The sequence below is a fragment of the Variovorax sp. GW460-12-1-14-LB1 genome, assembly GCF_059423605.1.
The window spans coordinates 1-12,809 of sequence record NZ_JBWKYF010000039.1 but is presented as its reverse complement, the minus strand read 5'-3'; the positions used below and the strand labels follow the sequence as shown (position 1 = coordinate 12,809).

Sequence of the window (12,809 nt, the reverse complement as noted above, 5' to 3'; positions counted from 1 at the left end):
GGAAAACAAGGACGTCAGCGTGCTTCGGCCACGGGCGCTGCCGCGCCCCAGCGCTTGAGCAGCGCGGGCCCGTCGTCGGGCGACACGGCCGGCGGCACGACCGGCGCGGTGCGGCTGAAGCGCGGCGCGGGCGCGGGCTGCACCACGCCGCCCACGGTGGCGAAGGTGCCGCGCGCCACGTTGTGCGGGTGCTGCGGTGCTTCGTCCCAGTCGAGCACGGGGGCGAAGCAGGCGTCGCTGCCTTCGAGCAGCACGCACCATTCGTCGCGCGTGCGGGTGCGGAACACGTCGGCCAGGCGCAGCTTGAGCAGCGGCCAGCGGTCGGCGTCCATCTGGGCGTCGAAGGCGGGGTCGTCGACCAGGCCGCAGCGCTCGCGCAGCAGCGCGTAGAACTGCGGCTCGATGGAGCCGATGGCCACGTACTTGCCGTCGGCGCAGGCGTAGGTGTCGTAGAAGTGGGCGCCGCCGTCGAGCAGGTTCTCGCCGCGCTGGTTGCTCCACTGGCCGGCCGACTTGAAGCCGTACATCATGGCCGACAACAAGGCGGCGCCGTCGGTCATGGCGGCGTCGACCACCTGGCCCTGGCCCGAGGCCTTGACCTCGTGCAGCGCGGCCAGCAGGCCGAAGGCCAGCAGCATGGCGCCGCCGCCGAAGTCGCCCACGTAGTTCAGCGGCGGCACGGGCGCCTCGCCCGAGCGGCCGATGGCGTGCAGCGCGCCGCTGATGGCGATGTAGTTGATGTCGTGGCCGGCCGCGTGCGCCAGCGGGCCGTGCTGGCCCCAGCCGGTCATGCGGCCGTAGACCAGGCGCGGGTTGCGCGCCAGGCATTCGGCCGGGCCCAGGCCCAGGCGTTCCATCACGCCGGGGCGGAAGCCCTCGATGAGGATGTCGGCGCGCGCGATGGCGTCGAGCACCGGCGCGGCGGCGTCGGGGGCGCGCAGGTCGACCTCCCAGGTGCTGCGCCCGCGCGCCAGGATGTCGTGGGGGTCGCGCCGCGTGCCGGGGCGCGCGATGCGCAGCACCTCCGCGCCCATGTCGGCGAACAGCATCGCGCAAAAGGGGCCGGGGCCGATGCCGGCCATCTCGACGACCCGAAGTCCTTTCAGGGGTCCTGCCATGTATGTCTCCTCTGGCGCGCACCCAGCGGCCTGTTGTGTGAAGGCATCTTGGCGCGCGGGCGCCGGCGTCGCATCGTCGGAAGCGACGAAACCGAGGCAGGACGGTTCAACGGCCCGTGAAGACGGGTGCGCGCTTGGCCGCGAAGGCCGCGGCGGCCTCGCGGAAATCCTCGGTTTTCAGCGCCAGCACCTGGGCGCGGTTCTCGACCTCGAGTGCGGCGTCGAGGCTCGGTGCTTCGAGGTTGGCCCACATGAGCTGCTTGGTGTGGCGCGTGGCGTAGGGGCTGTTGCGCAGCACGTCGGCGGCCAGGGCGAGCGCGCGCGGCAGCAACGCGTCGTCGTCGACCAGCGCGGCAACGAGGCCGATGCGCTCGGCCTCGTCGGCCGGCACGGGTCGGCCCGTGAGCATGAGCTCGAAGGCGCGCGAGGCGCCCACCAGCCGCGGCAGGTGGTAGCTGATGCCGCACTCGCCGGCCGTGAGGCCGATGCGCACCGCGCCCACATGGAACGAGGCCGAGCGCGCGGCCACACGGATGTCGGCGCCCAGCGTGAGCGCAAAGCCCGCGCCCACGGCCACGCCGTTGACGGCGGCGATCACCACCTTGTCGAGCGCGCGCAGCCGCCGCACCATGCCGGCGAACAGCTCCTGCCCCGCCATCAGGTCGGCCACCGAGGGCTCGCCGTCGAGCGGCTGGTCGTCGCGGCGCGTGAGCGGCGTCGTGAGGTCCCAGCCGGCGCAGAAGCCGCGCCCCGCGCCGGTAAGCACCAGCACGCGCACGCTGTCGTCCTGCGCCAGTGCGTCGAGCGCGGTGCACAGGCGCCGCACGGTGGGCTGGCTCAGTGCGTTGAGGCGCGCCGGGCGGTTCAGCGTGAGCAGCGCGATGCCGGCGCGGCTGCGGTCGATGAGGATGTCGTCTGCTTCGCTGTCGGGCATGGCGGTCTCTTTCTCGGCGTTCAGCGTCCGGTCCAACGCGGCGCGCGCTTTTCGATGAAGGCGCGCGGGCCTTCCTTGAAGTCTTCGCTCGCGGCCACGCGTTCGAAGGCGTCGCGCGTGAGGGCGCGCAGCGCGGCTTCGTCGAGTCCGCTGTTCGCCTCGCGCGCCACGCGCAGGCTCTGGCGCACCGCCACCGGGCCGTTGCGCGCGATCTCGGCGGCCAGCGCCAGCGCGGCTTCGCGCAGCGCGTCCACATCGGCCACGAGGCGGTTGACCAGGCCGAAGCCGTGCGCGCGCTCGGCATCGAGCTGGCCGGCCGTGAGGATCAGTTCGAGCGCGATGTTCGGCGGAATGGCGCGCGGCAGCCGGTACAGCCCGCCCGCCGCGGCGATCAGCCCGCGCAGCACCTCGGGCAGACCGAAGGCGGCCTGCCGCACGGCCACGACGAGGTCGCAGGCCAGCACGAGCTCGGTGCCGCCGGCCAGCGCCTTGCCGTTGACGGCGGCGATCCACGGCTTGCTGCGCTCGCGGTACACGAAGCCCGCGAAGCCGCCGCGCTCGGTGCGCAACGCGCTGCCGCGCCCGGCCGACACTTCCTTCAGGTCGGCGCCCGCGCAGAAGGCCTCGCGGCCGGCGCCGGTGAGCACCACGGCGCGGATGTCGTCGTCGGCCTCGGTGGCATCGACGGCGGCTTCGAGGCCCGACGCCACGTCGCCGTTGACGGCGTTGCGCGCCTCGGGGCGGTCGATGGTGACGAGGGCGACGTGGCCCGGCAGGCGTTCGACAGTCACTGCGCTCATGACACGCTCCAGTTCAAGAGTTCATCCGCACCGGCCGTCACCGTGCCGCCGCAGCCGACAGGGCTGCGGTCCAGGTCAGTCAGCACCTTCAGCGAAGCCGCATCCGTGGCCTCGACGCGCGCCATGAGCCGTTCGCCGGCCGGCGTGCGCGCGATCACGATGCCCTGCGAGGGCTGGCCGTCGCGGCCGTAGACCACGGTGAAGGTCTCCAGCGTGGCGGCGCCCGCGTACTGCAGCACCAGCAGCGGCACCGGCCCGCGCCGCGCATCGGCGGCGGCCTGCACGTCGTAGTCGGGCTTCGGAAGCCCTTGCGGCGGCGGGCTGGAGCCCAGCACCAGCGCGTGGTGCTTGGTGACGTACTCGCCCTGCCCGTAGAGCAGCGCGGCCTTGCCCTTCGGCGCCGCGCGCAGCGCGCGCACCAGGCCGGCGGCGGCGTGCGTCATGTAGTCGTTGAGCGGCGCGCCGAAGAAGCTCAGGCCGCCGGTGGAGGTCATGCGTGCCTCAGGTTCGAGGCCCAGCGTGCGGCGCGCCATCTTGGGCACGATGGGGAAGCAGCTGTACAGCTCCAGCATCTCGAAGGCCGAGGCGTCGCCGCCGACCTGCGCGAGCACGGTTTCCATCACCAGGTCCTGCGCGTGCGAGCGGTGGTACTGGTCACGCTGCAGGTAGTCGCGTGGCTCGCGCGCGGCGGCGCCGTCCCACACGTAGACCCAGCGGTCTTCGGGAATGCCGAGTTCGCGCGCATGGCCCACGCTGGTGAGCAGCACGGCCGCGCCCATGTTGACCAGCGGGTTGGCCACCATGTGCTTGGTGTAGGGCCAGGCGATGAGTCGGTTGGCCGCGTCGACGCGGGCGATGTCTTCGGGCGTGAAGGGCTTGCGCAGCCAGGCGTAGGGGTTGGCGGCGGCCACCTCGGAGTAGCGCGCCCACAGGCGCGACGACTCGTCCTGCGCTTGGCGCGGCGTCTGGCCCCAGTGGGCGAGCGCGGCGTTCTCGTAGAACGGGTAGATGGTGGTCGGCATGGCCGCGCCGAGCTGGATCGCCACGGGGTGGCAGATGTCGGTGCCGCGCACCAGCTTCACGCTGTCGTCGCGCGGGGTCCAGGCCAGCGGGATGCCGAGCTTGGCAGCGGCGTCGACCGTGTAGCGCGCCTCGGCGCCGGTGATGGCGGCCACTTTGCTCTCGCCGCGCGCGATGCGCAGCGCGGCTTCATGGATGTAGCGCACCGGCGCTTCGCCGCCGGTGACGCCGTAGACGCTGCGCGCCGGATTGCAGCCCAGCCGCGCGTTGAGCAGCGCGGGCGCGTCGGTGTACGGCCACGAGTACTCGCAGACGACGTCGAGCGAGTCGAGGCCGGCCAGCAGCGCGGCGGCGCCGCTGTCCTGTGCGGCGGCGCGCATGGCGCGCGCCATCAGCTCAATGGGTTCGAGGCCTTCGGCGGCCTCCTTGGTGCGGTGCGTGATCTCGCCGACGCCGACGATGACCGGCGTGCGGTCGTCCAGTGCTGTCATGGGGTTAGTGCTGTGAGAGGGGTTGTTGTTGCTGCAGCTGCGCCACGCGGCGCAGGTGCCACGCGGGCGGGCCGAACTGGACTTCGATGAGGGTGGCGCGGCGCACGTAATGGCCGACGGCAAGTTCTTCCGTCATGCCCATGCCGCCATGCAGCTGCACCGCGCCCTGCCCCACCGCGCGGCAGGCCTTGGCGACCGCGACCTTGGCGGACGACACGGCGCGAGCGCGCGAGGCCGCATCGGCGCCCGTGGCCAGCGCTTCGCCCACGCTGGCGGTGAGCGCGTCGGCCTGCTCGAGCGCCATGTGCATGTCGGCGAGCCGGTGCTGCAGCACCTGGAAGCTGGAGATCGGCACGCCGAACTGCTTGCGCTGGCGCACGTAGTCGAGCGTGTCGCGCATCAGCCGGCGCAGGATGCCGATGGACTCGGCGCAGACCGCGAGCGTGGCTTCGTCGAGCGCCTGTTCGATCTGCGGCAGCGCTGCGCCTTCCTCGCCGAGCAACGCATCGGCATTCAGGCGCACCGCGTCGAAGGCGATGTCGGCCGCGCGGCCGCCGTCGCGTGTGCGGTAGGCGCGCAGCTGCGCGCCGGGTGTGTCCTTGGGCACGACCAGCAACGACACGCCCTTGTCGCTGCGCGCCGTGACGATGAGATGGCTGGCCCACGGCGCGGCCTGCACCACGGCCTTGCGGCCGTCGAGCCGCAGCCGGCCATCGGCCTCGCGCACGAGCTTCGTGCGCACGTCGTCGCGCGCATGGCGGCTGTGCGGCTCGTCGTGCGCGAAGGCCAGCACGGCCTGCCCCGCAACGACGCGCGCGAGCAGCGCATCGGCCATCGCGCCCGGGTGGCGCTGCAGCAAACCGGCGCCGATCACCAGTGTCGAAAGATACGGCTCGGCCGCGAGCGCACCGCCCAGCGTGGGCATCAGCGCGAGGTGCGCGGCCAGGCCGAGGCCCAGCCCGCCCTGCGCTTCGGGCAGGGCCGCGCCGAGCAGGCCGAGGTCACTTGCCAGGCCTTGCCAGAACGGCGGCGGTGCATCGTCGGCGGCGGCCAGCGCATGAAGCCGCTGTTCGAAGCCGTGCTGGTCGTCGAGGTAGCGCGCGAGGCTGTCGCGCAGCATCGCGAGGGTGTCGTCTTGGTCGGTGAGGGTGGTCATGGAGAACGGGGCCTCAGCGTGATTGCAGCAACTGCGCCGCGATGATGTTGCGCTGCACTTCGTTGGAGCCGGCGTAGATCGACGCGGCGCGGTCGTTGAGGTAGGCGGACATCGAGAACACCGCCTCCTCGGGCACGGCGAGCGCGCCCTGCAGGCCGTCGTCCAGCGGCAGGTCGGCCGCCGCGTAGTGCGCGGCAATTTCCACGCCGAGTTCGGTCAGGCGCTGGCGCAGCTCGGAGCCCATCACCTTGCCCATCGAGGGCCGGATGCCGTGCGGCTCGCCGCGGGCCTGGGCGCGCAGCGACTGCAGCTCGGTGGCTTCGACCGCATCGATGGCGCAGTCCATCTCGGCCAGGCGCAGCGCCATCTCGCGCGCCTCGTCGGCGGCGGACTCGCTCGCGGCGGCGAAGGCGCTGTCGGCCGCGGCGCGCAGCCGGCGCAGGCGCGCGCGCAGCATCGGCGCCCAGGCCCCACCGCGCTCGTGTTGCAGCAGGTACTTGGCCACCGTCCAGCCCTGGTTCTCTTCGCCGATGAGGCCGCTGGCGGGCACGCGCACGTCGTCGAAGAACACCTGGTTGAGCTCGTGGTCGCCCGAGATGCTGATGATCGGGCGGATCGTCAGGCCGGCCTGGGGGATGTCGAAGCACAGGAAGCTGATGCCCTGCTGCGCCTTGCCGCCCGAGGCGGTGCGCACGAGGCAGAACATGCGGTTGGCGTACTGCGCGTGGGTGGTCCAGATCTTGGTGCCGTTGATGACGTAGTCGTCACCGTCACGCACCGCCTTGCATTGCAGCGAGGCCAGGTCGGAGCCCGACTGCGGCTCGGAGTAGCCCTGGCACCAATAGTCCTCGCCCGAACGGATGCCGGGCAGCCAGGCCTGCTTCTGCGCCTCGGTGCCGAAGGCGATGATCACCGGCGCCACCATGCCGGGGCCCATGGGCGCGCGCGGCGGTGCGTCGGCCGCGGCCAGCTCGCTCGCGAAGAGGTAGTGCTGCATCGGCGTCCAGCCGGTGCCGCCGTGTTCCACCGGCCAGTGCGGCACGCTCCAGCCCCGTTGGGCCAGCACGCGGTGCCAGCGGTTGCCGTCGGCGTAGTCGGTGAAGATGCCAGAGCAGCGGCGCCCTGCGGCACGCAGCTCAGGCGTCAGCTCGCGCGCGAGAAAGTCGCGAACCTCGTCGCGAAACGCGGTCTCCGCCGCGCTGAGGGTCCAGGCCATGGTGTTGTCTCACAGGGTTCACACCCGGCAAGTGTGCGGCGCGCGCGCCCGCGCGGCATCGTCGGATCGGACGAACGTGGGCGCCCCACCGCGGCGGTGAGCGCTTTTTTCTTCAGTTCTTGCGTCGGGGCCCGTGCAGGGCCGAACGTTCAGGCCGCGACCGCTTCGCGCGCCGGCACCGCTTGCGTCCCGACGGGCATGTGCTGCGCCCAGTCGATGATCTCGAGCGTGCCGTCGGCATGCTCGGCCAGCGCGGTGAGGCTTTCCACCCAGTCGCCGTCGTTGCAGTACAGGATGCCGTCGATGTCGCGCATCTCGGCGTGGTGGATGTGGCCGCACACCACGCCCTGCGCGCCGCGGTTGCGGGCCTCTCGGGCCACGGCGTTCTCGAAGTCGCCCACGTAGCTCACGGCGCGCTTGACCTTGCCCTTGAGGTACTTCGAAAGCGACCAGTAAGGCAGCCCCATGCGCGCGCGCAGCGAGTTGAGGTGGCGGTTGAGCTTGAGCGTGAACTCGTAGAGCGAGTCGCCCACGTAGGCGAGCCACTTGGCGCACTGGATCACGCCGTCGAACAAATCGCCGTGGATGATCCACAGCTTGCGGCCGTCGGCGGTCTCGTGAATCCATTCGTCGGCCACGTCGATGCCGCCGAAGTTGTGGTGCAGGTACTTGCGGGCGAACTCGTCGTGGTTGCCCGGAATGAAGATCACGCGCGTGCCCTTGCGCGCCTTGCGCAGCAGCTTCTGGATCACGTCGTTGTGCGCCTGCGGCCAGTACCAGTGGCGCTTGAGCTGCCAGCCGTCGATGATGTCGCCGACCAGGAACAACGTCTCGCACTCGGTGTGCTTGAGAAAGTCGAGCAGCGCCCGGGCCTGGCAGCCGGGCGTGCCCAGGTGCAGGTCGGAGATCCAGAGGGTGCGATAGCGCAGCGCCGGACGCGCCGCATCGTCGTCCTCCGGCTCGGGAGGCTGGATCGCGGTGTCGCGCCAGGCGCGAAGGAAAGCGTCGTCGCGTTGCATGGTCCGGCAGGTTCGCAGCCGCGCGTGACCGCACGATGGCGACTCCGTGACATCCCGGTGACGCGTGGCACCGGGGCAACGCCACAATCGGACGATGCGCTCTGGCCAGATCATCGTTCTCGTGTCCCCCGTGTTCTTTCTGCTGATCGCGATCGAGTTCGCGGTCGGCCGCGCGCGCGCCCGGCGCGGCACCGGGCAGGACACCTACCGCCTGGCCGACGCCGTGAACAGCATCGGGCTGGGCATGCTGAGCCAGATCAGCGCGGTGCTCACGGGGCTCTTGCGCATCGGCATCTACACGGCCGTGTATTCGGCCGTGGCGCTCTTTCCGCAAGACGCGGCGCGCGAGTTCTGGACCACCTGGTACGGCTGGCTGCTGGCGCTGGTGTTCTACGACTTCTGCTACTACTGGCTGCACCGCATGGGCCACGAGTCGGCCGTGCTGTGGGCCGCGCACGTGGTGCACCACCAGAGCCAGCACTACAACCTGTCGACCGCGCTGCGCCAGACCTCGAGCGGCGCGCTGCTGGGCTGGCTCTTCTACCTGCCGATGGCCGTGGCCGGCGTGCCGCCGCTGGTGTTCGTCGTGGTGGCGCTCATCGACCTGCTTTACCAGTTCTGGGTGCATACCGAACAGGTCGGCAAGCTGGGCTGGTTCGACCGCTGGTTCTGCTCGCCCTCGAACCACCGCGTGCACCACGCGGTGAACGACCGCTACCTCGACCGCAACTACGGCGGCGTGCTGATCGTGTGGGACCGTCTCTTCGGCACCTTCCGCGAAGAAGACGAGCGCTGCGTGTACGGCACGCGCGGCGAACTGAAAAGCTGGGACCCGTTGTGGGCCAACGCCGAGGTCTACTGGGCGCTCGCCAGGGATTCATGGCATGCGCGCCGCTGGTCCGACAAGCTGCGCGTGTGGTTCAAGCCGCCCGGCTGGCGCCCCGACGACGTGGCGGCGCGCTACCCGAAGCCCGCCTTCGACATCGCGAAAGTCACGCGCTACGAGCCCGTGGTGAGCCAGGGCGTGCAGTGGTTCGCGGGCCTGCAGTTCCTCGCGCTGCTGGCCGGCGTGACGGTGTTCCTCTGGTACTCCGACGCCGTGCCGCTGCCGCAGGCCGCCGTCTGGCTGGCCGCGCTGACGGCCGGGCTGTGGGCCGTGGGCGCGGTGCTGCAGGGGCGGCTGTCGGTCACCGAGGTGCTGCTGGTCGAGGCCGCCGCGCTGGCCACGGCGAGCGCGGCCTTGGGCATCGGCTGGCTGCACCTTCTCTTCAAGCCATTGGCCCTGGCCATCGCCATCGCCTTCGCGGCCCGCCGCGCGCAACGCCAGCCCGGCGGCATCGCGCGCTTCGATGCGCTGCTGCTGACCGGCCTGGTCTTCTCGCTCGCGGGCGACGTGCTGCTGATGGGGCCGGCGAACCTCTTCGTGCCCGGGCTCGTGTGCTTCCTGCTCGCGCACCTGGCGTACATCGCGCTGTTCCGCATCGGCGTCGGGCTGTTCCCGCGGCCCCGCGCGCTGGCGGCCACGCTGCTGATCGGCGCGGGCATGTACGCCTTCCTGTGGCAGGGCGGCCTGCCGGTGGCGCTGCGCATCCCGGTCGGCTTCTACGTGGTGGTGATCGCCTGCATGGCCGCGCAGGCCATCGGGCGTGCAGCGGTGCTGCGTTCAAGCGACCCGGCCGCGCTGTGGGTGGCGGTGGGCGCCTGCTTCTTCATGCTGAGCGACGCGCTGCTGGCGATCAACCGGTTCGTGTCGCCGCTGCCGCTGGCGTCGCTGTGGGTGCTGGCAACGTACTACACGGCGCAGATGCTGATCGTGCGGCATGCGAAATCTCCTCGAAGTGGGTAGATTTCGCTCGCCCTATCAGAAGCGACCATCTGTTGCATTGCGGCGCAAGGGAAGCCGATGTGCGTTTTTTCCGGCGTTCGGATCGCAGTCCAGAATCGACTCCACGGCGGCGACTGGCCCCGTCGTCGAGGTCTCGCGCAAGTCGAGTGGCCGCTCGAGCTGACGCTTGCGGCAAGCGTCCTCAGCCTCTTTCTCTCGGCGCCGCTTTTCCACCAGTTCCGCCACTTTTTCGTGGTCGATATCGACGACCCAGCGACCCTCCTTCGTGCGACGCCAGCTGGCAAAGGTGTTGAACCACGGCGTCCAGGCATCGTTGAGGGGAGATGCATCGTCGTAGAGCAGTGGATCCAACTTGGTGAACGGCATCGTTTCACCGTCTTTTTCGACGACGGTGAGAGCGCCTTTTTTCTCCCCTGATGAGAACAGATAGGAGAACCAAGCTGCCGTGCTGTTGTCAGGCGACACCGAAACGATTTCGTCCAGATCGAAATCCACCCCGGGAATCGATTGAAGCGGCAGCAACTGAATCTGGAGCGAGCGCTCATCGAAAATTCGCCCCGTGTATGGCGGCGCTCTTCCATTCGTCAGCTCATGCGTTCTGGCGTCGTGAACAAACCAACGGCCCGCATCGAGTCGGGTGGTGGCAATTCCGTTGGCGATCCATGCGTTCGGTATCGCCCTTGCCGTGGTCGGAAGCGGAGTGACCGCAACCGAACCATCCGATGCTTCCTTGAGGAAATAGAAGTTGGAAGCACTGCTCACAAGCCATGTTGGATGGGGGCCCGCCAAACGTGCTTCGATCGCGATGAACCGACCTGTCTCATCAGGCGCCTTCACCTCTTTCGGGAAAAGGCGGCCATGGCGGACGATGAGGTACGAGGGATCGGCCGGACGCAAGTAGCCGGTGAAATCCACGTACTGGAACTGGAAATTGCCGATGCGCTCTTCAGGCGAATCCTTGCGGACGCTGCAGCCCGAAAGGCTGAAAAGAAACATGGCGCCGAGAACGACCCAGGTGCTGTTTCGTGACTTGCGCGCTTTTCCGATGCCTGTCCTGGCGCAAGAAGCATCAAGGAAGCTCATGCAGCGCCGCCGATTTGCGTTCGCTCACGGCAAACGGGTCCACGTGAATTTCTGAAGCAGGCCGGAGCCATCGTTCTCATGGATAGACAGGAGATGGCTGCAACAGCGGAACCCTTCCTCTACTCAGCGCAGCGCTGGATCTCCACCGTCGAGTGCCGGATCTCCTCATGCATCGAGAAGCACGCCCGCACCTGGTCGGCCGTGAGCGTGGCTGAATGCGTCACCACCGTGAGCGCGCAGGCGTACGCATCGCGGCCGACGCGCCAGACGTGCAGGTCGGCCACGCGGGTTTCGGAGTCGGCCAGCATCGTCTCGACGCCTTCGCGGATTTCGGCGGTGACGGGGTGGTCCATCTCGCGGTCGAGCAGGACCTTGCCGGTTTCCTTCAGCAAGCCCTTGGCCCAGACGGCGACGAGCACGGCGCCGACGATGCCCATGGCCGGGTCGAGCCAGGACCAGCCGTAGAACCAGCCGCCCAGCAGCGCCGCGATGGCGAGCACCGAGGTGGCGGCGTCGGCCACCACGTGCAGGTAGGCGGAGCGCAGGTTGAGGTCGTGGCCGTGTGCGTGGTCGTGGCCGTGGTGGTGGTCATGGCCGTGCCCGTGGTCATGGCCGTGATGGTCATGCGAATGCCCCAAGAGCCGCGCGCAGACCAGGTTCACCACCAGCCCCAGCACCGCGATCGAGATGGCTTCGGGGTAGTGGATGGCCACGGGCGACCACAGCCGTTCCAGCGAGCCGACCACCATGAGCGCGGCGACGCCGAGCAGCAGCAGCGCGCTCGCGAAGCCGCCGAGCACCTCGATCTTCCAGGTGCCGAAGGCAAAGCGCGGGTCGCGGGCGTAGCGCCGCGCGGCGGCGTAGGCAAAGGCGCTCAGGCCGATGGCCAGCGCGTGCGAGCTCATGTGCCAGCCGTCGGCCAAAAGCGCCATGGAGTTGAACCACCAGCCGGCGCCGATCTCGACCACCATCATGGCGGCGGTGATCCACATCACGAGGCGGGTGCTGCGTTCGGCGGCGGCATTGCCGGCGCCGAAATGGTGGTCGTGCTGCCAGGCGCTCAGGTCGTGGGTGTGCATGGTTTTCTCTTCAGGCGCCGAACAGGTCCGGGCCGTCGGCGCGGCCCGAGGGCGGCACCACGCCCAGGTGGCGGTAGGCCGCGAGCGTGGCGATGCGCCCGCGCGGCGTGCGTTGCAGATAGCCCTGCTGGATGAGGTAGGGCTCGATCACGTCCTCGATGGTGTCGCGCTCTTCGCCGATGCTGGCGGCCACGTTGTCCAGGCCGACCGGGCCGCCGTCGAAACGGTGGATGACGGCCTCGAGCAGCTTGCGGTCCATGAGGTCGAAGCCCTGCGGGTCGACGTCGAGCATGGCCAGCGCCTTGTGTGCGATGTCCTCGGTGATGCGGCCGTTGCCCTTGACCTCGGCGTAGTCGCGCACGCGGCGCAGCAGGCGGTTGGCGATGCGGGGCGTGCCGCGCGAACGGCGCGCGATCTCGAAGCCGCCGGCGGCGTCGGTCTCGACCTTGAGCAGGCCGGCGCTGCGGCGCACGATGAGCGCCAGTTCTTCGGGCGTGTAGAACTCCAGCCGCGCCACGATGCCGAAGCGGTCGCGCAGCGGGTTGGTCAGCATGCCGGCGCGGGTGGTGGCGCCCACCAGCGTGAAGGGCTGCAGGTCGAGCTTGATGCTGCGCGCCGCGGGACCCTCGCCGATCATGATGTCGATCTGGTAGTCCTCCAGCGCGGGGTACAAAATTTCTTCGACGACCGGGCTCAGGCGGTGGATCTCGTCGATGAAGAGCACGTCGTTGGGCTCGAGGTTGGTCAAGAGCGCCGCCAGGTCCTTGGGCTTTTCGAGCACGGGTCCCGAGGTCTGGCGCAAGTTGACGCCCAGTTCGGCCGCGATGATGTGCGACAGCGTGGTCTTTCCCAGGCCCGGCGGGCCGAACAGCAGCACGTGGTCGAGCGCCTCTTTGCGCTTGCGCGCCGCGCCGATGAAGATCTCGAGCTGCTCGCGCACCTTGGCCTGGCCGACGTACTCGTCGAGCAGCTTGGGCCGCAGGGCCCGCTCGATCGCCTCCTCGTTGGGCGAGGCGGGGGCGGCGGACACCACGCGTTGCGGGGCGG

The 12,809-nt window shown here is 70.0% G+C and carries 11 protein-coding genes; 1 reads left to right on the top strand and 10 read right to left on the bottom strand.

The genetic code is table 11. The annotated features are described in order from the left end of the window. Positions 1 to 14 precede the first annotated feature (14 nt). From AC07Y4_RS19635 to AC07Y4_RS19605, 7 genes are all read right to left on the bottom strand, one after another. Positions 15 to 1,118 carry a CaiB/BaiF CoA transferase family protein gene (locus tag AC07Y4_RS19635; RefSeq protein ID WP_062478197.1) on the bottom strand — a complete coding sequence of 368 codons (1,104 nt, stop codon included), beginning with the start codon at positions 1,116 to 1,118 and terminating at the stop codon, positions 15 to 17. 106 nt (positions 1,119 to 1,224) lie between these two features. Further along, positions 1,225 to 2,052: an enoyl-CoA hydratase/isomerase family protein gene (locus tag AC07Y4_RS19630; RefSeq protein WP_487850243.1), complete on the bottom strand. Its 828-nt coding sequence runs from the start codon at positions 2,050 to 2,052 to the stop codon at positions 1,225 to 1,227. 20 nt (positions 2,053 to 2,072) lie between these two features. Then, positions 2,073 to 2,852, bottom strand: coding sequence for an enoyl-CoA hydratase-related protein (locus AC07Y4_RS19625; protein WP_095947971.1), 780 nt, complete (start codon positions 2,850 to 2,852; stop codon positions 2,073 to 2,075). Continuing rightward, positions 2,849 to 4,363: an acetyl-CoA acetyltransferase gene (locus AC07Y4_RS19620; RefSeq protein ID WP_487850244.1), complete on the bottom strand. Its 1,515-nt coding sequence runs from the start codon at positions 4,361 to 4,363 to the stop codon at positions 2,849 to 2,851. Before AC07Y4_RS19620 ends, AC07Y4_RS19625 begins: the two co-directional genes overlap by 4 nt. Before the next feature lie 4 nt (positions 4,364 to 4,367). After that, complete coding sequence (locus AC07Y4_RS19615; RefSeq protein WP_487850245.1) at positions 4,368 to 5,519, bottom strand: acyl-CoA dehydrogenase family protein; 1,152 nt, start codon at positions 5,517 to 5,519, stop codon at positions 4,368 to 4,370. Positions 5,520 to 5,532: 13 nt separating this feature from the next. Then, a complete protein-coding gene (locus AC07Y4_RS19610; protein WP_487850246.1) occupies positions 5,533 to 6,735 on the bottom strand; it encodes an acyl-CoA dehydrogenase family protein in 1,203 nt (400 codons plus the stop codon). A gap of 149 nt (positions 6,736 to 6,884) precedes the next feature. Next, positions 6,885 to 7,754 (bottom strand): UDP-2,3-diacylglucosamine diphosphatase, encoded by an 870-nt coding sequence (locus AC07Y4_RS19605; RefSeq protein WP_070062854.1) that lies wholly within the window; start codon positions 7,752 to 7,754, stop codon positions 6,885 to 6,887. A 94-nt stretch (positions 7,755 to 7,848) separates the two neighbouring features. Here AC07Y4_RS19605 and AC07Y4_RS19600 point away from each other — a divergent pair, with 94 nt between their 5' ends. Next, positions 7,849 to 9,600 carry a lysoplasmalogenase family protein gene (locus AC07Y4_RS19600; RefSeq protein WP_487850247.1) on the top strand — a complete coding sequence of 584 codons (1,752 nt, stop codon included), beginning with the start codon at positions 7,849 to 7,851 and terminating at the stop codon, positions 9,598 to 9,600. A gap of 15 nt (positions 9,601 to 9,615) precedes the next feature. Here AC07Y4_RS19600 and AC07Y4_RS19595 read toward each other — a convergent pair whose 3' ends face one another. The 3 genes from AC07Y4_RS19595 to ruvB all read right to left on the bottom strand — a co-directional run. Then, complete coding sequence (locus AC07Y4_RS19595; RefSeq protein ID WP_487850248.1) at positions 9,616 to 10,683, bottom strand: hypothetical protein; 1,068 nt, start codon at positions 10,681 to 10,683, stop codon at positions 9,616 to 9,618. Between the two features lie 119 nt (positions 10,684 to 10,802). Further along, on the bottom strand, positions 10,803 to 11,762 hold the full coding sequence (gene dmeF / locus AC07Y4_RS19590) for a CDF family Co(II)/Ni(II) efflux transporter DmeF (RefSeq protein ID WP_159279394.1): 960 nt from the start codon (positions 11,760 to 11,762) through the stop codon (positions 10,803 to 10,805). 10 nt (positions 11,763 to 11,772) lie between these two features. Next, on the bottom strand, positions 11,773 to 12,809 hold a 1,037-nt coding region (ruvB, locus tag AC07Y4_RS19585), incomplete at its 5' end, for a Holliday junction branch migration DNA helicase RuvB (RefSeq protein ID WP_495266866.1).

Excerpts from the sequence above, each read along its gene's own strand:
- AC07Y4_RS19615 (WP_487850245.1), bottom strand. The coding sequence starts at position 5,519 with ATGACCACCCTCACCGACCAAGACGACACCCTCGCGATGCTGCGCGAC.
- AC07Y4_RS19610 (WP_487850246.1), bottom strand. The coding sequence starts at position 6,735 with ATGGCCTGGACCCTCAGCGCGGCGGAGACCGCGTTTCGCGACGAGGTT.
- dmeF (WP_159279394.1), bottom strand. The coding sequence starts at position 11,762 with ATGCACACCCACGACCTGAGCGCCTGGCAGCACGACCACCATTTCGGC.
- AC07Y4_RS19595 (WP_487850248.1), bottom strand. The coding sequence starts at position 10,683 with ATGAGCTTCCTTGATGCTTCTTGCGCCAGGACAGGCATCGGAAAAGCG.
- AC07Y4_RS19605 (WP_070062854.1), bottom strand. The coding sequence starts at position 7,754 with ATGCAACGCGACGACGCTTTCCTTCGCGCCTGGCGCGACACCGCGATC.
- AC07Y4_RS19635 (WP_062478197.1), bottom strand. The coding sequence starts at position 1,118 with ATGGCAGGACCCCTGAAAGGACTTCGGGTCGTCGAGATGGCCGGCATC.
- AC07Y4_RS19620 (WP_487850244.1), bottom strand. The coding sequence starts at position 4,363 with ATGACAGCACTGGACGACCGCACGCCGGTCATCGTCGGCGTCGGCGAG.
- AC07Y4_RS19625 (WP_095947971.1), bottom strand. The coding sequence starts at position 2,852 with ATGAGCGCAGTGACTGTCGAACGCCTGCCGGGCCACGTCGCCCTCGTC.
- AC07Y4_RS19600 (WP_487850247.1), top strand. The coding sequence starts at position 7,849 with ATGCGCTCTGGCCAGATCATCGTTCTCGTGTCCCCCGTGTTCTTTCTG.
- AC07Y4_RS19630 (WP_487850243.1), bottom strand. The coding sequence starts at position 2,052 with ATGCCCGACAGCGAAGCAGACGACATCCTCATCGACCGCAGCCGCGCC.